General features: G+C 66.9%; 18 protein-coding genes. 10 read left to right on the top strand and 8 right to left on the bottom strand.

The window, feature by feature from the left end; genetic code table 11:
• Positions 1 to 539: 539 nt before the first annotated feature.
• The gene (locus OG252_RS45455; protein WP_329343737.1) at positions 540 to 5,648 is read right to left on the bottom strand and encodes a hypothetical protein; all 5,109 of its coding nucleotides are present in this window, start codon (positions 5,646 to 5,648) and stop codon (positions 540 to 542) included.
• A 277-nt stretch (positions 5,649 to 5,925) separates the two neighbouring features.
• Here OG252_RS45455 and OG252_RS45460 point away from each other — a divergent pair, with 277 nt between their 5' ends.
• From OG252_RS45460 to OG252_RS45475, 4 genes are all read left to right on the top strand, one after another.
• Positions 5,926 to 6,543: a hypothetical protein gene (locus OG252_RS45460; RefSeq protein ID WP_329343739.1), complete on the top strand. Its 618-nt coding sequence runs from the start codon at positions 5,926 to 5,928 to the stop codon at positions 6,541 to 6,543.
• Between the two features lie 168 nt (positions 6,544 to 6,711).
• Positions 6,712 to 7,209, top strand: coding sequence for a hypothetical protein (locus OG252_RS45465; RefSeq protein WP_329343741.1), 498 nt, complete (start codon positions 6,712 to 6,714; stop codon positions 7,207 to 7,209).
• A 213-nt stretch (positions 7,210 to 7,422) separates the two neighbouring features.
• On the top strand, positions 7,423 to 7,692 hold the full coding sequence (locus OG252_RS45470) for a hypothetical protein (RefSeq protein ID WP_329343743.1): 270 nt from the start codon (positions 7,423 to 7,425) through the stop codon (positions 7,690 to 7,692).
• A gap of 120 nt (positions 7,693 to 7,812) precedes the next feature.
• The gene (locus tag OG252_RS45475) at positions 7,813 to 7,992 is read left to right on the top strand and encodes a hypothetical protein (RefSeq protein WP_329343745.1); all 180 of its coding nucleotides are present in this window, start codon (positions 7,813 to 7,815) and stop codon (positions 7,990 to 7,992) included.
• 43 nt (positions 7,993 to 8,035) lie between these two features.
• On the opposite strand, the gene OG252_RS45480 is transcribed toward OG252_RS45475, so the two are convergent.
• Positions 8,036 to 8,641, bottom strand: coding sequence for a toll/interleukin-1 receptor domain-containing protein (locus OG252_RS45480; RefSeq protein ID WP_329343747.1), 606 nt, complete (start codon positions 8,639 to 8,641; stop codon positions 8,036 to 8,038).
• A gap of 236 nt (positions 8,642 to 8,877) precedes the next feature.
• Positions 8,878 to 9,522, bottom strand: coding sequence for a hypothetical protein (locus OG252_RS45485; RefSeq protein ID WP_329343749.1), 645 nt, complete (start codon positions 9,520 to 9,522; stop codon positions 8,878 to 8,880).
• Positions 9,523 to 9,620: 98 nt separating this feature from the next.
• Between OG252_RS45485 and OG252_RS45490 the strand changes: the two genes are divergently transcribed.
• From OG252_RS45490 to OG252_RS45515, 6 genes are all read left to right on the top strand, one after another.
• Complete coding sequence (locus tag OG252_RS45490) at positions 9,621 to 10,568, top strand: hypothetical protein (RefSeq protein ID WP_329343751.1); 948 nt, start codon at positions 9,621 to 9,623, stop codon at positions 10,566 to 10,568.
• Between the two features lie 38 nt (positions 10,569 to 10,606).
• Positions 10,607 to 10,939 (top strand): hypothetical protein, encoded by a 333-nt coding sequence (locus tag OG252_RS45495; RefSeq protein ID WP_329343753.1) that lies wholly within the window; start codon positions 10,607 to 10,609, stop codon positions 10,937 to 10,939.
• Between the two features lie 175 nt (positions 10,940 to 11,114).
• Entirely contained in the window at positions 11,115 to 11,486 is a 372-nt protein-coding gene (locus tag OG252_RS45500; protein ID WP_443068460.1) for a DUF317 domain-containing protein, read from the top strand.
• Positions 11,487 to 11,590: 104 nt separating this feature from the next.
• Entirely contained in the window at positions 11,591 to 11,872 is a 282-nt protein-coding gene (locus OG252_RS45505) for a hypothetical protein (RefSeq protein ID WP_329343757.1), read from the top strand.
• A gap of 77 nt (positions 11,873 to 11,949) precedes the next feature.
• Complete coding sequence (locus tag OG252_RS45510) at positions 11,950 to 12,636, top strand: DUF317 domain-containing protein (protein WP_329345369.1); 687 nt, start codon at positions 11,950 to 11,952, stop codon at positions 12,634 to 12,636.
• A gap of 179 nt (positions 12,637 to 12,815) precedes the next feature.
• Complete coding sequence (locus OG252_RS45515; RefSeq protein ID WP_329343759.1) at positions 12,816 to 13,889, top strand: hypothetical protein; 1,074 nt, start codon at positions 12,816 to 12,818, stop codon at positions 13,887 to 13,889.
• Positions 13,890 to 13,968: 79 nt separating this feature from the next.
• On the opposite strand, the gene OG252_RS45520 is transcribed toward OG252_RS45515, so the two are convergent.
• From OG252_RS45520 to OG252_RS45540, 5 genes are all read right to left on the bottom strand, one after another.
• A complete protein-coding gene (locus OG252_RS45520) occupies positions 13,969 to 14,661 on the bottom strand; it encodes a hypothetical protein (protein ID WP_329343761.1) in 693 nt (230 codons plus the stop codon).
• 95 nt (positions 14,662 to 14,756) lie between these two features.
• Positions 14,757 to 15,194 carry a hypothetical protein gene (locus tag OG252_RS45525; protein ID WP_329343763.1) on the bottom strand — a complete coding sequence of 146 codons (438 nt, stop codon included), beginning with the start codon at positions 15,192 to 15,194 and terminating at the stop codon, positions 14,757 to 14,759.
• An 82-nt stretch (positions 15,195 to 15,276) separates the two neighbouring features.
• Positions 15,277 to 17,001, bottom strand: a complete 1,725-nt coding sequence (locus tag OG252_RS45530) for a relaxase/mobilization nuclease domain-containing protein (RefSeq protein ID WP_329343765.1) — start codon at positions 16,999 to 17,001, stop codon at positions 15,277 to 15,279.
• Positions 16,998 to 17,660, bottom strand: a complete 663-nt coding sequence (locus OG252_RS45535; protein WP_329343768.1) for a plasmid mobilization protein — start codon at positions 17,658 to 17,660, stop codon at positions 16,998 to 17,000. The genes OG252_RS45530 and OG252_RS45535 overlap by 4 nt, the downstream gene beginning before the upstream one ends.
• Entirely contained in the window at positions 17,657 to 17,872 is a 216-nt protein-coding gene (locus OG252_RS45540) for a hypothetical protein (protein WP_329343770.1), read from the bottom strand. Before OG252_RS45540 ends, OG252_RS45535 begins: the two co-directional genes overlap by 4 nt.
• Between the last annotated feature and the right edge of the window lie 68 nt (positions 17,873 to 17,940).

Raw genomic sequence — 17,940 nt, forward strand, 5'->3', positions numbered from 1 at the left:
GGTACCTGGGTACACAGCTGACCGCGGCTTAGAACTGGCGCGGACCGACTTGGCTGAGGGTCACGGTCGAACCGTGGTTCAGCCCGACTGACTCAGCAGCACGGCCAGCACCATGAAAACGAACTCGCGGTTCCTGATCCCTTACGCGTTGGGACCACCGCGGATAGGTGGTCCCAACGGTGGCGTTAGAGGGCGAAGGGGTTCACGTCGTCCCACGCCTTGCCGGGGGCGTCGCTGAGGGGGCCTTGGATCAGGCGGGGTTCCACGTCGAAGGACATGCAGGTCCGGTTTCGGGGAGTGAACGCCAGCCCAGTGCGGCACCGTCCGGGTCGCCGGGGTTCCCTTTGCGTCGAAGGCGTCGATTATACGCCTGCGTCAGCGCCCCCGTCGCGATTCGGTCCGACAGCCGCTCACCCGCACGCGCCTTGGCCTACCCCACCCCCGCCACACCTACGACGACGAGGTACCGCCGCTTAATTCAGCAGCCTTGGTCACAAGTCCGGAAGTCTCACCAAGAATCGGGCAGGACCCCTTAGCCATCACCTGCTGTACGGCGCCAGTCCCTCGTTTCCGGCGACGACCAAGGAGTCGACGAGCATCTGCCACTCGTCCAACGTGCCGAGTTCCTCCGCCGTTCTGCGGATTTCCTTGAGCCAGCTGTTAGAAGACCACGAGCGATTGACCGTGACACGTTCATCTTGAATGCATAGGTCGGAGACCCAGCGCACGCCTCGGGTAGCCTGCGCTTCCTTCGGGAGCTTCCGCAGAACGCCGATGAGCGCGTCGACGGACTTGGCCTCCCCACGAGCGACCGGCAGCCAATCGTCGATCAACTCCACGAGGTCTTCAGCGCGGACCCAGTCGATGGGTCCACCGACAACCTCGTTGTACAGGCCTTGCGCCCACGGAAGAGGGTCCGGTAGCAGGGCAGCAGCAGCCCAGTCGCCCCAGTGATGGTCGCGGTAGGGGCTCGGGTCGTCACTCAGGTAGCCAACCGCGTGGCGCAGCAGAGGTGGCCAGACACCTCGGGCAGCTTCGGCCAGCCGTTCGTTCTCTGCACCTGCTGCGGCAAGACCGTGGAGGAAATTGGACATCAGTCCCGCATCTGCGCGAAGGGCGTCGAGGTGCTCGAGCACCGGTCCGGCGTCACTGTTCTTCGCAAAGCCTTCGAGCAGGGCCCGTGCTGCGACGAGGGTGTGCGTCCCGCGGTCGTCCGCGGTCCAGCCCTCATTCTCCTGCGCGACCATGGCGCGTCGCTCGACGTCTAGGAACGCGACGAGGAGCGTGGTTGCGTCGTCGGTGCAACAGTGGTCTCTCGACGCGGCTGCACCGAGTCCGCGAATGGCTGCGTCGAGAACCGCGATGTCGAGGGATGTACCCGGTAGTTCTTGGAGTCGTTCGGTAACGTCGCCCGCAATCTGAACGTTCGGCCGTCGCTGGCCGTCCTGGTCCCACGGACCGATTTCTGCGCCACGGGCGGTCTCGAGCAACCAGGTCAACGCAGTCCGGTGGATGCAAGGGTCGAAGTGGCATGGAGCCGCCCAGACGACATCGCATCCACGCGCCAGGTGCAGCCGTGTCTCCAAGGACGCCTTGCCTGCCATCGCAAGACCGGCTGCGCCAACATCTTCGCTCGAACCGCCGGCGGCTTCCAGCGGCGCTGCCAGTGCGGGTGTGAGGAACGCGGGCACGGTTTGAGCCACGGCTCGGTCGGCACCAAGGTCGAAGTACTGGCCCTCGTGACGTTGATCCTCGGCGTCCTGGAAAGATGCTGCGATACCGATGACGAGCTCAGTTGCGAACTGCGCTTCGTTGCCCAGCGCGTCTGTATCGCCGGCGGCGGCTCGTTCGACGGCTGCTCGGACGACGTGGGCAACGGCGTCCACAGGCCGGTTCGGCATCAGGTTCTCATCGGACTCGAGCAAGGCGCGGCCTGCCGCCAGGTCCGCAGCGATCTCCTCCGACGAGGGCGGCACGTACTCGGCATCGTGCTTGGCCGAGCCCCAGTACCGATTCTGCAGCCGCAAGCTGGTCTGCACGACCTCCTGGTGAGCCTCGTGCGCATCTTGTGTGGCTCGCAGCTCAGGCGGCGGTTCGACCTCGATGTACATCTCATCGCCGTGCTGCTTGATTCGGTACCGGTCCCAGTCCAGGCTGGCGGCCCAGTTCTTCGTTGCCTCCTGGCTAATGCCGAGACGGTCGCCGTTCTCGACAAGCTTGTCGGCGACCTTCTTCAAAGCCTCGGCACGCTCCTGCCCACCGCGCATCATCAACCGCATGGCTACCTCACGCGGTGTCCACTGGCGGCGTTCGAGGTTAGCGAGCCCTTCGGTTGCTGCACGCAGCCCTGAGTACTCCCTCGTCGTACGACCGAACTCCAACTTCCATACGACCGGTTCGGTAAGGAACGGGTCTAGGTCGGTGTCGACGTTCTCCATATGGCGCACGAGCAGACCGAACAGCATCCCCGGGGTTGCGAGGTTCTCGCAGCCATTCAGGAGAACTTCGACGACCCTTCTCGGTGACACACTCTGGCTCAACCACATGTCGGCAAGGCGTTCCATTGCCTGGAGCGCACTCATCGCCGAGTACGGACCGACCGACGTGCCCCGGTACCAGCTCCACACATGGCTGTCGCCGACGTACAGGCGGGCAGTGCCGTCAAGGTTCAGAATCGCACCGCGGTTTTCACCCTCTCCGTTCTGTGTCTCGCCATCAGCGTCTTCGTTCCGAGCGTCGGCGGGCCCAGCGAAGGCGTCAGGCGAACTGCGTCGCGACAGCGTTGCTACGCGTGCCCGCGCACCGCTGTTCAGGATGTTGTTCAACACCCGCACAGAGGTCGACAACGACGCTGTCTGAAACAGCTGCCAGAACCCGCCGAAGTAGTACTGGAAGAACGGTGGTCCGATACCGCTCCACCGGCCCTGATGCCTCCGGACACCCTCATCTCGGTGCCAGCTTGCCTCGTCGTCGATGTAGTAGGCCTCTATCAACGCTGCCAATAGTTCCGGGTCCTTCTGGGCCAAGGCTCGGGCGCTCAACGGCGAGTCCACAGCCGGAGCCAGGAACGCTGGTGCGTCGCCGGCGATGGCCCGAAGGCATGCTTCGATGGCATCGTCGATGTCCGGTCCGAGCAGCGCCAACGCTTCGACGAACTCTTCCTTGGTCAGGTGGTGATCCAGCGCACGTCGGCGTCGGCGTCGGCGATGCTGTGACTTCGCCCCGGACAGTTCGTCCCCACTGGTTTCGCGTAGAGGGAGCGAGTTCCAGTAGGCAAGGAGACGGTCCCGCAGCCGGATTCGCAGTTCGTTACCAGCCGGAACGTCCGCCAGGGACAGGGCTTGCAGCCAGTCCGCAAGCAGCTCGAACGACTCCTTCGAGACGTCCCACGGCTTTTCGTCATCGAGGAGAATCCGCACAACGGGGTTTGTGATCAGACGGTCGACCAGCCCGTTAGCCTTGTGCCTTTGCTGAACGACTCGAACCACGTCGCCGAGCGCCAGGTCGATCGACTGATCCGTGCACGCTGACTTCAGACATTGATACGCGAACGGCGTGTCCAGAACCGCCTCCACCGGGACGTCAGTCCACCGGGGTCCGTGTGCTGCCGCGAAAGTCCGCAGTTGCGAGTGCAGTTTGGCAAACTTCAGAACGGGCCGAGCGTCGGGTGCTTTCAGTAGCCCCTTGCACGCAAGAGTGGTAGCCGACAGCGCCCACCGGGGTGCCCCAGCTGCCTGCAGCAACTCGGTCGCGCTCTGGCCACGGACGAGAAGGATGGCGGTCGCGTACCGTCGGACTTCGTCGTGTGCAAATTCCGGCTGGCCCCGGTAGGGGCTCGCTGGCGCGAGCAGATGATCCCGACGCAGCATGTCGACCGCTGCAGCATCGACGCCTGCGTCAGGTCGACGGCCCTCGGGCAGTTTCATCGTCGTCGCAGCCACCGCGAGCAATGTCCGTTCGCGTGCCTCCGCCGAACCGACACCGGGGCGCCCATCTCCCCGAACAAGCCTGCTCCACACCAGCTCAAGGCACTCCCACTCACCCAGTGAGCTGTCTGGCTCCGACCCTGTCCGAGCCAAAAGGTCCAGCACAACGGGCCTGCGCAGCAGCGAGTTCGCGGGCAGGTCTCGCAGGACCGCGCGTAGGAGCGGAAAGTGGTCTGAGACGATCGAGATGTCCTCGTCGCCCAGTGGTCTCATCGCGAAAGATGAAATGGGCTTCGTGAACCCCAGCTCTACCTGCTCCCGCACGAAATCCGATGCCATGTCGGATGTCACCGCCACGAGCCCAACGCCCGCCGCAGCCGCTGCCAGCACCAGGTCACTCAACAGGCTGGCAGACCGCTCTAGAGCAGCATCAGCCGCGTCGATGACCAAGACCCGAGCAGGTGCCGACAATTCCGCGAGCACGTCCTCCATCGACATCCCGAGCGCAGCACGCAACTCCAGGCTCGACTGTGGCAGGCTACGGAAGTTGACCACCACCCCTTGGAACCCTGCGGGGTCTGCGGCTTCCAACTCGGCAACGGCCGACAGCGTCAATGCGCTCTTACCGATGCCCGACTCGCCGGATACCAGCAGAGCCGAAGCACAGGTACCGGCCTCGCGCAGGGCTTCAGCGAGTTGTTCGCGGCGGTCGGCGAACGAGATCTCGACCGGCCCGCCGGATGACTCATCACCGATAGTGGCCCGCACACCGGCAACGGCCAACTTGCGTTGCTCAGCAAGCACCGACCATGCGTGCCGGCTTCGAGTCGCAGCCGAGTCCAAGACCACCTGCATGTCCCGGCGGAGCACCTTGAGGTCCACCACGGCGCCGGTCGCGTCGTAGCGGGTCGCCTCGATCTCGAGCCGGTCCCGGACCGCCACCCCGTCGGCGGCAGCCGAGGCCACGCCGTCCAGCGATGTCGCGACCGCCGCGCGGTCACCTTCGCCCGGGCTCTGAACCGCGAAACCGAGGATGTGAAGCCGGCCAAGCAGCCGCCACGTCAGCCGCCGGACCTCTTCCAACTCTGTGTCGTCTCCGACGGCCTTCTCAACCATCTCCAGGAAATGCTCCTGGCGCTTACGCACCGGCCTCGACCAGCGGCCATCGACGTCCATGGACGCTTGGAACGACTCTGGGTCGGCATGAGCACGCGCGATGCCGCAGAGCGTTGCAAGCTGGTCCCACTGATCGGACCGACCGGCGGTCGCGACGGCGACCTGGTGAGTGTCGGTGTCGAACTTCTCGACCTCAGCGAGCAGCGACCCGACGAGCTTCACCGTGTCGCCATGGCTCTGGACGAAGTTCGGCGTTGCTCGACATGCCACGGCAAGGATGACCTCGGCTGCCTCATCGCCGCATTCGATCAGAAGATCATCCACCGGGTGCGCCGGACCGGTCTGGAACGACACCGTCCGGACCGGTAGCTCAGAGACCTCCGCCCGTCGTTCGCCAGTCAACATGCCAGCGAGATAGACAGCCGCGACGCGGTGCGCGAACGAAACGCCGCCACCGCCGGTCGCGTAGGTACTCGATCCTCGCTCAGCTTCACCGGCCGCGGCGGTCGTGACCCCGACGGCCGCATCCTGGGAAGCGGCCCCCGGTCCAGATACTGGCTCACCTTCGGACCGAGCGGCAGCGTCCGACCCAACGGGCTCGTTCATGTGCTCCTCGGTGGCATCGTGCTATCAGTTGCCGCACGGCTCACCGTAGCGTGCGTCGATAAACATGCTGCCATCGTTACCCACAACGGAGGCGTCGCACAGTGGATATCGTCGCCACATGGCCCGTTCCTGTGTGTTCTGCGGCGGTACGCCCGTTACCAACGAGCATGTCTATCCCCGCTGGCTGGCCCAGGGATTCCCTGAGGTCCCGCCCTCTGAGCGCGCGATCATGGTCTCCCACTCGGGTCACGCCGGTCCGCGACGTCACTCTGGCCGCTTGCTGACGACGCAGGTCAAGGCCGTGTGCGAGCCCTGCAACAGCGGCTGGATGAGTGCGCTCGAAGGACGAGTCCAACCGTACCTGCTCCCCATGATCAGGGGCGAGATCACGGAGCTGTCGCCCGAGGCGCAACAGGTATTGGCGACCTGGACCGTCAAGACCGCTCTGATGTGCCAGGTCTTTCACGCCCAGGAGCCGCCCCTCGTGCCCGCCGAACTCTTCACGGATCTGTACCGGGATCGGGCACCTGCCGACGAGATGAAGGTTTTCTGCGCTTACATGATGCAGCCCCAGTACCTCAACGGCCCGAGCCCCATCGAGCACCGCTCCATGCCGAGCAGGAACCGAGACCACACAGACGACGGGCAGGAGTTCGAACGGTGGGCCACCGTGGTGACCATCCGGATCGGCTACGCGGTGCTCCAACTCTTGGCCGCCGGTCCCAAGGGGCTGCGATACGAAATCGGGCACGGAGACTTCTCTCCCTACGTTCAGCCGCTGTGGCCCGTACGGGAGACATACTCCTGGCCTCCGCTTGCCATGAAGAGGATCAGCGAGTTCGACGCCTTCGCCGACCCCCTCAGCGAGGTAAAGCGGCCGTTTCCACGACTGTGAGTCAGGGTGAGGCGTCAGCGAAACGACCGGGTCTCTTAAATCGATCGAGCCTGTAGTGCAGGGACGGGTACCGTCCCTGCCCTTTCCTTCGAGAGTTTCCTTGAAGGAGCCAAGAAGGCCGCTCAGGCGAAGACCCTGCTCCCAGCGCTCGCCAAGAACATCGCGGCCATGCTCAAAGACATCGACCTTCCTGAGGAGAATTTCTGGGCTCGCTGGACGAGCGCGATGAACGTAGCCGTGGACAAGCGGCGGGGCGACATCGAGCGGGACGTCCAGCTCCGCATCAGGCAAGCTCGACATGGTCTCGATGATCGCCTCAAGGGACTGCCCCTGCCGTACAAGCTCCGAGTGCCTGAGCAGTCCGGCTTCAGCGTCTTCTTCCAGGATGCAAACCCTGACATTGACCAAGTCGTCGTGACCGTGACCGGCACCCATGGTTGTCCCGCCTGTGAGCGTCAGGCGATCGTGAAGGCTGAGCCCGATCCGGCCTCACCGAAGACGGCCTTCACAGCCGTGAATATGAGTTGTCCGTGGTGCCAGCTCCAGCTGAACAGCGCGGAGGAAATCCAGGCAGCAGGCACCAACTTGGCGTCACTCGTGGAATTGGCGGGACTCGCCGCCTACGACGAGCTGCCCGACTCGGACAACGGGACACAGGAAAGCTAGGCGCCGTGTAACCCCGGCTCAGTGAGCCGGGGTTACACGCGTGCCCCGAAACGCACCGGGTCTTCCTGGGCACACCCCGCTAGGAGGTCCTCTTGCTGCTTGCCGTCAGGCCGTGCCCGCGCCACTGCGAATCCAGCGTCACCTGATCCATCGCCCAGATCCGGTTCAGGTGGAAGCAGCCCCAACGTGCGGAGCCGCTTGATGGACAGAGCCATGGACGACCATGGGCGCGGCGAGTACGACGAGTTCGCTCTCCATGGCGGTGTTGCCGTGGAGCGGCTCGCCAAGGCGGTGCTGGTCTCGAAGAACCCGGTGTACCTCCTGGAGATGCGCAACGGGAACCCCGACATGCTCCTGTACCTCTGCGGCCACCTGGAGATGAGCGCGGACAAGGTCCGTACCGTCGGCGCCAAGGACAGCCTGAGGATGAGGAGGTCGGAAATGTGCCCGCCGCGCGACGCGCTCTGGGCTGGACGGCGCTAACCCGTACTCGGCATCGAGGCGATCCACCGGCTCATGCCCGGCTGCCGGGCCATAGCCTGCTCACCCGGTATCACCGACCTCAGCAGTCAGCGTCTGGCGGACCGATCCGAGTGGGACCGCGTGAACGTCAAGATCGCCCGAGGGTGGGAGCGCATCGGGTTCCGCCTGTACCGCGACAACATCTATCTCCTGTCGCCGGCCTCCCAGGACCTGGAGGAGCAGCGCGGCGTACTTCGTGGGCATCTCGCGGAACTCGGCGCGTCCTGGCGGAATGCGACGGTCGCACGGTCCCAGGAATGAGAGAGGGGTCCACCCTGCGTGAGCATGGGCTCGCGGCTCGGCGTCACCAGAAGATCTCGCCACCCTCGTTCCAGCCGCACTGTGTGCACCGCACCCCCGCGTACAAGTCATCACGAGAGTGGTCCACCTCGCTCCACCCCTCCAGTTTTGAGCTTGGTGCCCCACACTTGAGGCAGCCCACGGCTACGCCGTATCCGTGGAAGTACTGGTAGTCGAGGCCCGATTCCTCGACGGTCTGCTGCATGGTCTTGACTAGGTCGGCCTGGGATTCGATACCTACGAGCTCCCGCGCGGCGCGATCTACATCGTCGTCCGTCATGGAGACCCACATGATCCGCCGCAGAAGAGCTGGCAGTGGGGTCTCGTCGAGGCGTACCGGAATGACCCGGACCGAGTCATCGTCCAGGCTGCGTGTCAGGGCTGTCTCCCACTCCGTGTTCACCCATCGAGACTTCGAGGCGTTCTCGGACCAGAAGACCATCACGGTGTCGACCACGCTCAGAGCCTGGTTGACCTTGCCAGGGATGGTGTCTCCGGGGCGGATCTCCCAGGAGTCAAACCATACGTCGACACCAAGCAGCCGCAGTCGGGCGGCGAGCGGCTTTACTGCGGGCTTGTCGCGGTGGTTGTGCGAGATGAACGCGCGCATGAGCTTGAGCTTCGCAGCTCCGATACCTAATCGTCAAATAGACGAAAAAGCCCCGAGTGTGACACGCGTTCACCGAGGCGGTCACGGCCTTCGCGTCAAGGATGTGGTCTTCTGTCTGAGATTTCTGTGATGGTTCGAGTGGGCTGAAACAGCGTGAGCGCCTTCCTGGTGCTGCGAGGATGGCCCGCATGGATCGTAGGGACTATCTCGGCCAGTCGATGATGCAGGTCGCCGTACTACCGGCGCGTGCCGCCTATTTCATCCGCACGGGCAGCCGCACCGGCTTCCGCCGGGCCGTACAGGAAGCGAGCACCCGGTGGGGCGGGATGACCGAACCCATCCTCCCCGTGCCGGACGACGGCGAGATCCCCGACGAACTGCGCGAGACCGTAGCCGCGGCGAAGGTCGAAGCCGCAGTCAACGTCGACGTCGACGACGCCCTCGCCCAGCGCGCGGCTGACGCCCTCGGCCTGCCCTACGTCCGGATCGCCAAGATCGACCATGTCGGCGCCGCGAGGTTCAACTGCCACCCACTGCACGTCAACCCTCCCGTGCAGCCGTCCACCCTGCCGGTCGTCGCCGTGGACGGCGCCCCGCTGTGGCAAGTGGCCGCCGCCGGCTTCCTCAGCGAGGACCAGGCCGAAGAACTGCGGCCCACCGCACTCGCCGTCCGCCCGGGCCTGCCCGACGAGTACGGCCGGAACCAGATACGGAGCCACCCACCTGCAGAGCACGATCGCGCAGTTCGGCGAGTACCGCAGCAACGCCATCGGGTCACTGCCCGCGGCGGTGTGGGTCACCGATCCCGACGACATCGAGGACTGCATCGCCTTCTGGAATTCCCGCGCGCTACGGCCGGTCAGCCACGCTGGGATGCCCATGCTGCTCCTGCCCACCGGAGAGGTTCAGCACTGGCTGGGCCTTGCCCAGCAGCTCGTCGGCATGCTCGCCCGACCCGCGGAGTTCTCCCCCCGACTTGATGCTGCTCAGCAGAAACGTCCCCCAGGAGCACCTGCACGAGATCGCCGAGATCCTGGAGCTGCAGCGCACGGATGCGGAGGTGAAGATCAGCGAGAAATTCCCCACCCCGGGGCTGCGGCAGCCCCCCTTCACCTACCGAACTGGCCTTGATCCGCGCTCGTGGCTCCTGCGGGACCGTGAGTACGGGTTGTCGACCTCGTTCGACCTGCACGTGTTCGCTGGGGACACGAGCACACTCCGGTTCACCTCGCCCGTCCACTTTCACACCCAGGGCAGCTGGGCGCTGGTCCGGCTGTGGGGCAGCCCGCTCGACGGCCTGCCCCGACGCGACTGCGTCGCCTCGCTCGTCGAGGCGAACGCGCAATGGCGCGGGGACAGCATCCAGCTGCGCACTCGTGCACAGAACGACTACATCTTTGGGCTCACCGTGCCCACTCTCGCCCAGGCGACCGAGACCGTGCTGGAGCAGGCGAGCGCCCGCCACGCTCTGTCGGACAAGGGCAAGCTCAGGGTCGCGTTGCAGGCTCAGGCCGACATCGCCGCGCTCCTCGATCCGGGCGTCTACGAAGCCGTCATCGCCCTCACGACGCCCCGGTCCAAGGAACTCCTCAGGGAACTGCGGAAGATCAAGGCCGAAGGGACGGACGACGCCGCACAGCTGGTCGAGCTGGCCTCCACCTGGGCGGCCGCGCCGAGCGCCGCTACCGCCCCACCACGAAGCTGGAGCTGCCGCCGCAGCGGGCCTCCGAAGCGGCTGAACGCCTGTGCGAACTCGGCTGGGCCGAACGCGGGGTGGAGACCAATTGCGCTCAGTGCGGGGTCCGCACCTTCCATCCGTTCGAGCAGACGCAGCGCCGACCAGTGTGCCCGGGCTGCTCCTCGCCATCCCGGTACGAGACCACCGCGGACGGCCTGTCCGTCTTCTACCGGCTCGACAGCTTCGTAGACCGTGCCAGCGACCAGGGCCTTCTTCCCCACCTGCTCGTGATCGCCGCGCTGACGAAGAAGGAGCCGAACTCCTACTTCCTGCCCGGCATCGACGTGTGGTTCACCGACCAGACGCGCGGCGAAGCCGATGTCTTCGGCCTCTACGGTGGGCGCGTGCTGTCCGGCGAGGTCAAGATGTCCGCGTCCCAGTTCACGAACGAACAGCTCACCCACGACATCGCCTTGAGCACCAGCTTGGGCGTCGACATCCACCTACTTGCTGCGGTCGACACCGTCCCCCAGACGATTCGCGAGCAGACAGCCAAGCTTTGCTCCGACGCCGGGCTGGATCTCCTCGTCCTCGACAAGAGTGAGCTCCGCCGCTCCTGACGCCGACTGGGCCAAAGCACCATGTCGGTCAGTGTGCAGCGGGCGCCGGGCTTTGCCGTTCAAGGACAGTTCGCCTGTGGCAGACAGGAAAGAGCCGGCAGGGACTGGTGATCGCCGCGACACCATGTCAACCTAAACGACCTTTCCTAAAACGCCAGTTCAGAGAGGTGATGCTGTGGCATTGGATGCGACGCAACCTGGATTCGCCGCCCCGGTCGCGGCCCTGCGGCTCCGCTCCTGGAAGCTCGGTGCCGGTCAGGCGATGGAGGTGGTCGACCAGTTCTCGGAGGCCGATTTCACCCACATCGTCGACGACCGCGCCGACGTGCACGTCAGCTCGCGCGACGGCCGGTTCTACCTCGGCTACTTCCCGAACGGCCGGCCCGGCGGCGCGGACGAGGACTGGGTGACGGGCGAGGGCTGGGTGATCGCGGTCACCGGCACCGCGAACGTTCCCGGCTACCGGATGGCCTTCGGTACGGAGACCCCGGCGGAGATCGTCGCTGCTGTCGTGGCCCGGATCCTGTCAACCTCCCGGCCCCTGTGACCGGCGCGTCCGCTTCCCCTCGTACGTGCAGCACACCCTGCCCCTGCTCTCGCGGCCCCGTCCGCTACTGCTTGGAGAACGCCTTGGACCCGCACTCGCCCGAGATGACCGTCGGAGATCTGCTCGACCTGCTGTCCGCCTGCGACCGTGACGCGTCCGTCCGTCTCGCCGTCAACCCCTTCTTCCCCATGGCCCACCGCCTTGGCGGTGTGGAGAAGGTGCTGGACGAGCAGGGCTGGCCGATGGTCTACATCGCCGAGTCCCCGGAGGCCGAGCAGTTCGGCCCCCTGCCGTCCGCCGTGGCCATCGCTCTGACCTGGCAGGGTTCGGTCGAGGCACCCGCGCGCCGCCGACGCGGCGCGGCCAGGCCGAACGACGGTCAGTGATTCACCCCGAACTGACGGAGGCGCCCCTGCACCCGCACCACCCCATCGATCCCTTCCGCCCCACCTCGCCGGACCCGATGTACTGGGTCGCCCCGCGCCACCTGGCCGGTGACGACGGCGTCCTCGCCGAGCGGATTGGCGACACCCTGACCGACCTCGGCTGGCGCATGTGGCCGACCTCCCGCAACACCCTGCTCTATACGAGCCCCGACGGACTGCGCGGCGCCGAGTGGATCCTCGCTGCCTACCCGTTCGAGCTGGGCGGCCTCCCGGTGGCCTGGCAGCTATCGGCACGCCCGCACTGCGCCTCCGCCCTGACCGAGTGGAACGCGTACTTCACCGCCGGCGTACCGCACGAGGCGCTCACCGATTTCCTGCTCGCGCTCGACGCCAGCGAGACCCCCGACGCCGGGCTCGAGAACGCCGAGTCGGTCCTCACCGCACTCGGCACCCGGGGCTGGCTGCGCGACATGGACCGCCCGCGTACGACCGCCACCGATCCGGGCTTCTCCACGAACGTCTCGCTGGAGATGCTGCCGCCGCTCATCCACGACGCTGACCCCCGCGATGACCTGTTGGGCTGGCAGGCGTGGGCGGAGCCCGTGCTGGGGGCGCCGTATCTGTGGTGTGCGAGCTTCAGCGCGAGCGCCCCGCACGAGCTGGTCGCGGCCTTCGCCTTCTCGCTCGCCGCACCCGGCCCGGTACCGCGCCGCACGCTCCCTGAAGGCGCAAAGGACCGTCTCACCGTCGTACGCCGCGGTTGACGGGCTGCTCAGAGCAGGTGACCGAGGCGGGGGATCGGCGGGGTGATGCCCCTTTTCCAGGCCCGGCGGTTCCACTCTCTTCACGGGAGGCGAACCGCCGGGCCTTCGCCGTATCCCCGTACCCGCGCGCATGAGGGGACCCTGGAACCAAGATCAAGGCAGTGCATAGGATTCCCGTCGTGGCAGGCAATGTGATCGGCAAAGGACCCTTGCGCGGCTACCTCCTGGAGGAGGTGCTTGCCTGGTTGTTGCGGTCCAGTGGCTTCGAAGTCCTCACGGCCGACGACGACAAGGACAAAGAGCCGTGGAGGGTGCTGAAGAAGGACAAGAACGGTCTGCTGGTCCGTGGACGCGGGGCATGGCACCAGGTCGACGCGCTCGGACAGTTCCGGTACGTCCCGCCGTTCTCACTGCCTGTCCGCCTGTTCGTGGAGGCAAAGTACCTGACCACAGCCCCCGTTGGCCTGCCCACCGTCCGCAACGGCCACGGCGTGATCCACGACGTGAACGAGGGCGAGACCACCACGCTCACTGCTCCGGGGACCGGCCGGCCGCGGACGCGATACCGCTACAACTACGCGATCTTCTCCACGTCCGGCTTCAGCCCGGAGGCGCAGGATTACGCGCTGGCCCACCAGATATCCCTGATCGACCTCTCCGCACCGGACTTCGCCGTCCTGCGGAATCTCGTCAAGACCACGGCCGACACCATTCACGCAGTCCTCGAAGTGACCCCCGCGGCCGAGCGGCCGAAGGTACACGAGATACGGACGTACCTTCGTGGCCCGCTGTTGGACATGGACGCGGGCGATGTGGACCTACCCGATGCGATTCGCGGCCCGCTCGATTACCTGGCGCAGGCCCTGCACAGCCGTTCGCAACTGGGCCTTGTCCTGGCCTTTCCTGCCGCGCCGTTCGTCCTGGGACTGGCCTCGGATGATCTGTACGGCTTCGTGGACTTTGCGAGAGCGCACCCCACACATTCGGTGCGCCTGCGCCGCATTAATCAGGCAGCGTCACATCCGGTTTGGGAACTGCGCTCCGCGGAGCACCCAGAGGCATACGCGTTGAGGTTCGGCCTGCCGGAGCGGGTGGAAGCCTGGATCGTCGAGCAGGATGAAGGAATGCCCTCGCGCACCCGCTATATCAAGCGCAGCATGCTGTCGACCATGACCCTGTACTGGATGGACGGGGAGCACGCGCAGACCTTCCAACTCCGCTACGAGCCAGGCGAACTCCGCCTCGACGGCTGATCGCCCGATACGACGACACCCCGGTGCCCGGGGCTGTCGGGAGGACAAGCCCGGACACCGGGGCAGGTGGAGGAGCGGGTCAGTGTGCGGTGCGCGCCTTGGCGAGCGCCTTGTCCAGGTGGGCGTCCACGAGGCCCGGCGAGCCGGAGACGATGACCAGGATGTTGCCGGTGCGGATCGCCGTCTGCTTGACGACGCTGCGCTGCCCGCTGGCGGAGTAGGTGAGCAGCTGGCTCCACTGCTCGTCGCCGAGGTCTGGCGCGGACGTCTTCTCGGTGCCCATGGCGACGACGGTGCTGCCCGACGTCACCTGGTAGGAGGGGCAGGAGAGCATCGCGTCGAAGATCTTCCTGATGCCCTTGGACAGCTTCGCGGCGCTGTCGCTGTACAGCTCCTCGCTGACCTCGGAGCTGCTGCTGCCGGAATAAGTGAAGGACGCCTTCGCCTTGCGGCTGAAGTCGAGGCCGGAGCCGGTGGCCGCGTCGCTGCCGAGCTTCTCCAGCGCCGGGCAGCCGATGACGGTGACGTCGTCGTTGCCGCGAGCGGGCTCGGGCTTGCGGGTGTAGCCCTCGCCCAGGTCGCTCTCGTTCAGCAGCCGCTGGTTCAGCTGGATCGAGGACAGCGGCGCGGATGCCGAGCTGCCGCCCCGGTGCGCGGGTGCGGAAGATGCGGCCGAGGCGTCGGAGGGCTCGGTGTGGCTGGAGCAGCCGGTCAGGGCAAGGACGGTGAAGGCGGTGCCGAGGCTGAGGGCGGTCGTAGTGGAACGGCGCATGGGGAAACCCCTTGGTGATGCGAGAGGGATGGTCTGACCGGGTCGGCCCTCCGGGCGCCGACGAACGCAGGGGTGAGGGAAGGGGTTTCGTGGCTTCAGTGGCCGAGGTGGTGCAGTCCGTCTTCGAGGGTGGGGTGGAAGTGGTCGACCGGACCGGAGTTGCGGTTGTACCAGGCGGTGTCCAGTCGGGTCTCCTCCGTCTCGTGGCCAGCCGGGCAGCGCAGCCACACCGAGTCATCGCGCATGTTGAAGACGATCCAGTTCCGGTACGCACCGCAGTGGCACGCGTGGACCTCGCCGTCGATGACGAGCGGCAGGTCCCAGCGCATCATGAACCCCGAGACGTCCTGGCGGGACGGCGCCCGAAAGTCCGGCGGCAGGAAGTCGGGCATCACCTCGGCCGCCGGCGCAGCCGAGGCAGGGACCGGGAGGGGTGCGTCAGGCAGCGGCAGCTCGGTGTGCATCGCCAGCACCGCCTGGCCGGCACGCTGGGCTTCACGGAACTCTCGGTCCGCACGGTTGCGTCGGAACATGCCGTCTCCATCTCTATCGTCTCGCCTGCACGAGGAGAGTGCCGCAAGCCCCTGACCTGCTGCAACTCTAAGAATGTTGAATTCAGAGGGACTTGGCGGGACGGTCGGTGCGGTGCGTCGGGCGCTGCGCAGCACCGGGGGTTGCGGTGGGTGCGGTGGCCGTATGCTCGGGCATGGCGGAAGGGTCGGCGGGCAGATCGGCCATGCGCCGCAGCCGCCACACGAGCACGTCGCTAATCGAGTCGGCGGTGTCCAACTCCCGTCGCTCGGCGGCCTCGGACAGGAGCGCGGCCGGGTGGTGCCCAGCGTGCTCGACATCGGCGAGCGTGGCGGCAAGGGCGTACCAGCCCTGCTCGGTGAGGACCTGCTCGGCCAGCTCGGGCACGGCCTGGCGCAGGTAGGCGGCCTGCTTGCGCTGCAGGGGCTGGGGCAGACGCCGGCCCCGCTGGTGCATGACGGACAGGTACATCGGCGCGGCGGCCTGGTAAGCGGCGCGTAGGTGCTCGGCGGCCTGGCGGGCAGCAGCGGCCTGCTGGGCGTGCTCCTTCTTCCCATGCCAGTGGGCGGCGGCTGTAACCAGGAAGAACACCATGTCGATCAACGTGGCGGTGGTGGCGCCGTCCTCCCCACGGCCGAGCGCCGGCCCGCCGTAGACGAGGTCACGGGCAGCCTGCCGCAGACCACGGTCGTGGCCCCGTTCGGTCCGGATGTGGGAGCGGGAGGCCCGCTCGAACGCCCAGGCAGCATCTCGCAGTTCGCGCCGGGTGTGCGCGGCCGAGGTCTTGGCGAGCGCGTCGAGGACCTCGCCGGCCGCGGCGATCTGCGCGGCGATCTGCCCGTCGTCGCTCTGGTCGACGACGAGTACGGCCTGCCAGACCGCCGTCGTCGCCTGGCGCCGCGCGGTCGACGGGTTGACGCGCGCCGAGCCGGAGGAGCGGTCCGCGGCGGGTTCAGGGTCGGGTTCGGAGCCGCTGCCGGCCCACCGCTCGCGGATGCGCGGTAGGGAGAGGTCGGGTGCGAGGGTGGAGCCCGAATAGTAGATCGGCTCCTGGGCCTCGTTGCGGTCGTCGGGCAGCGCGACCTTGTAGCCGAGCAGATCGCCGGAGGGTGCGACGCGCTGGCTGACCAGGAGGCCGGCGGCGGCCAGGCGGTCGAAGAACTCCTGCTCGCTGGCGCTGCCGGCGGCGGCGCGGCGCACCGTCTCTCGCAGTTCCTCGCGTGGCGTTCGTTCCTTGCCCTGGCGGTTCGCCTTGTGGTGTTCGGCGCTGGTGGGGCGCTTGGCGGCGGTTCCGTCGCCGGCGTTCAATCGGCGTAGCCCGTAGTCCACTTCGATCTTCCGGGCTTCCGCCTGGGAGCGGGCGCCATCGTGACGGATGCGGGCTTGGCGGCCGTCATGGCGGACGACGGTGGCGATGATGTGGATGTGGTCGTCGGCGTGGCGGACAGCCGCCCATCGGCAGGCGGCATCGTCGCCTTCAGGGGCGATGCCGGTGGCGGCGACCATGCGGCGGGCGATGTCCGCCCACTGCTCATCGGTGAGGATCGGGTCTTCGGGGGCGGCGCGTACGGACAGGTGCCAGACGTGCTCGGCGGGCCTGGCGCTGTCGGGCAGGGCCATGACGGGCTGGTCGAGCAGACGCTGCAGGTCGCCGTATGTCGCCTTGGGGTCGCGGCCGGGGTCGGGGGCCAGGCGGTCCCACGCCGCAACGAGGTGCGGGTCGATGTGCTCCTCGGCCTTGCCGGGGCCGTACAGGTAGGCCACCAGGCCGCGGGTGTCCGTGCCCATGTCGTGGACTTTGGGGATCATGCAGCCGGACGCCCGCCGTCCAAGTAGCGCTGGACGAGTGCGTCCACATCCAAGGAGACCCGGTCGACACGAGCGAGGACTGCCCTGGCCTGCGGCGCGGGCTCGTCCGAATTGAGGGCTGCCGCAACCTGGTTGAGGTTGTTGCCGATCCGGTTCAGTGCTGTTCGCATGGCGAACAGTCCCTTCAGCATGTCGCGTTCGCCGGCGATCTCTGCGGCGGTGAGGTCGAGGTTGCGGGCGGCTTTGAGCGCGGCGCGGGCGAGGTAGTTGGCGACGCTCATGTTGCAGGCGGCAGCAGCACGGACGAGGAGCTGGTACTCGTCGTCGTTCATGCGGCAGCTCGGCTGGTGCATGCGCTTTTTCTCGTCGCGCAGGCGCTCACGCTGCTGGACGTGGGGCTTGGGCGGTATGGCGTGGGTGCAGTCGGTGGTGTGGCAGGAGTGGCTTTCCCCTTCTTCAGGATGCGAGCCGCCCTCGGTCGCATCCTGACGGATCGGCGCCTCCTGGTGCCGATCCGCTCCCGCCACCCCCGGGGCGGGAGGCGCAAGAGCATTGCTCCCACCGGGAGCAATGCTCTTGCACCAACTTGCTCGCGACGAGGTCGAGTTGGTTTCCGGCTCACCTGGCGCGGGAGTGGGGGTTGTCGTCGGGTTCGTCATCGGGTGCAGTTCCTCGTGGTGCGGATGCGGTGCTGGATTTCGGCGGCCAGATCGACCATGGCTCTCGGGCCGTGGAGGACGTGGACAAGGGATTCGGCGTGGTGCTGGACGAGCCACTGGCCGCCCGGGGTCAGCACGGCTGCGTACAGGAGCTGGTGGCCTACGAGCACCTCCGCCCAGGCGGCGGCCTCGGCGGTGGACGGTGGGTGCATACGCGGGTGGTGACGGGCAGGAATAGCGGGTCCCTTCAATGGGGGGTGGTGGCCCGGACGAGGCCGGG

It is taken from the genome of Streptomyces sp. NBC_01352, from assembly GCF_036237295.1.
Taxonomy (GTDB): domain Bacteria; phylum Actinomycetota; class Actinomycetes; order Streptomycetales; family Streptomycetaceae; genus Streptomyces; species Streptomyces plumbiresistens.

Coding starts and splice junctions, on each gene's coding strand:
- OG252_RS45470 (WP_329343743.1), top strand. CDS start 7,423: ATGGACGACCATGGGCGCGGCGAGTACGACGAGTTCGCTCTCCATGGC.
- OG252_RS45505 (WP_329343757.1), top strand. CDS start 11,591: ATGACCGTCGGAGATCTGCTCGACCTGCTGTCCGCCTGCGACCGTGAC.
- OG252_RS45525 (WP_329343763.1), bottom strand. CDS start 15,194: ATGTTCCGACGCAACCGTGCGGACCGAGAGTTCCGTGAAGCCCAGCGT.
- OG252_RS45510 (WP_329345369.1), top strand. CDS start 11,950: ATGTACTGGGTCGCCCCGCGCCACCTGGCCGGTGACGACGGCGTCCTC.
- OG252_RS45540 (WP_329343770.1), bottom strand. CDS start 17,872: ATGCACCCACCGTCCACCGCCGAGGCCGCCGCCTGGGCGGAGGTGCTC.
- OG252_RS45485 (WP_329343749.1), bottom strand. CDS start 9,522: ATGGGCATCCCAGCGTGGCTGACCGGCCGTAGCGCGCGGGAATTCCAG.
- OG252_RS45530 (WP_329343765.1), bottom strand. CDS start 17,001: ATGATCCCCAAAGTCCACGACATGGGCACGGACACCCGCGGCCTGGTG.
- OG252_RS45480 (WP_329343747.1), bottom strand. CDS start 8,641: ATGCGCGCGTTCATCTCGCACAACCACCGCGACAAGCCCGCAGTAAAG.
- OG252_RS45455 (WP_329343737.1), bottom strand. CDS start 5,648: ATGAACGAGCCCGTTGGGTCGGACGCTGCCGCTCGGTCCGAAGGTGAG.
- OG252_RS45535 (WP_329343768.1), bottom strand. CDS start 17,660: ATGACGAACCCGACGACAACCCCCACTCCCGCGCCAGGTGAGCCGGAA.
- OG252_RS45490 (WP_329343751.1), top strand. CDS start 9,621: ATGCTGCTCAGCAGAAACGTCCCCCAGGAGCACCTGCACGAGATCGCC.
- OG252_RS45520 (WP_329343761.1), bottom strand. CDS start 14,661: ATGCGCCGTTCCACTACGACCGCCCTCAGCCTCGGCACCGCCTTCACC.
- OG252_RS45465 (WP_329343741.1), top strand. CDS start 6,712: ATGCTCAAAGACATCGACCTTCCTGAGGAGAATTTCTGGGCTCGCTGG.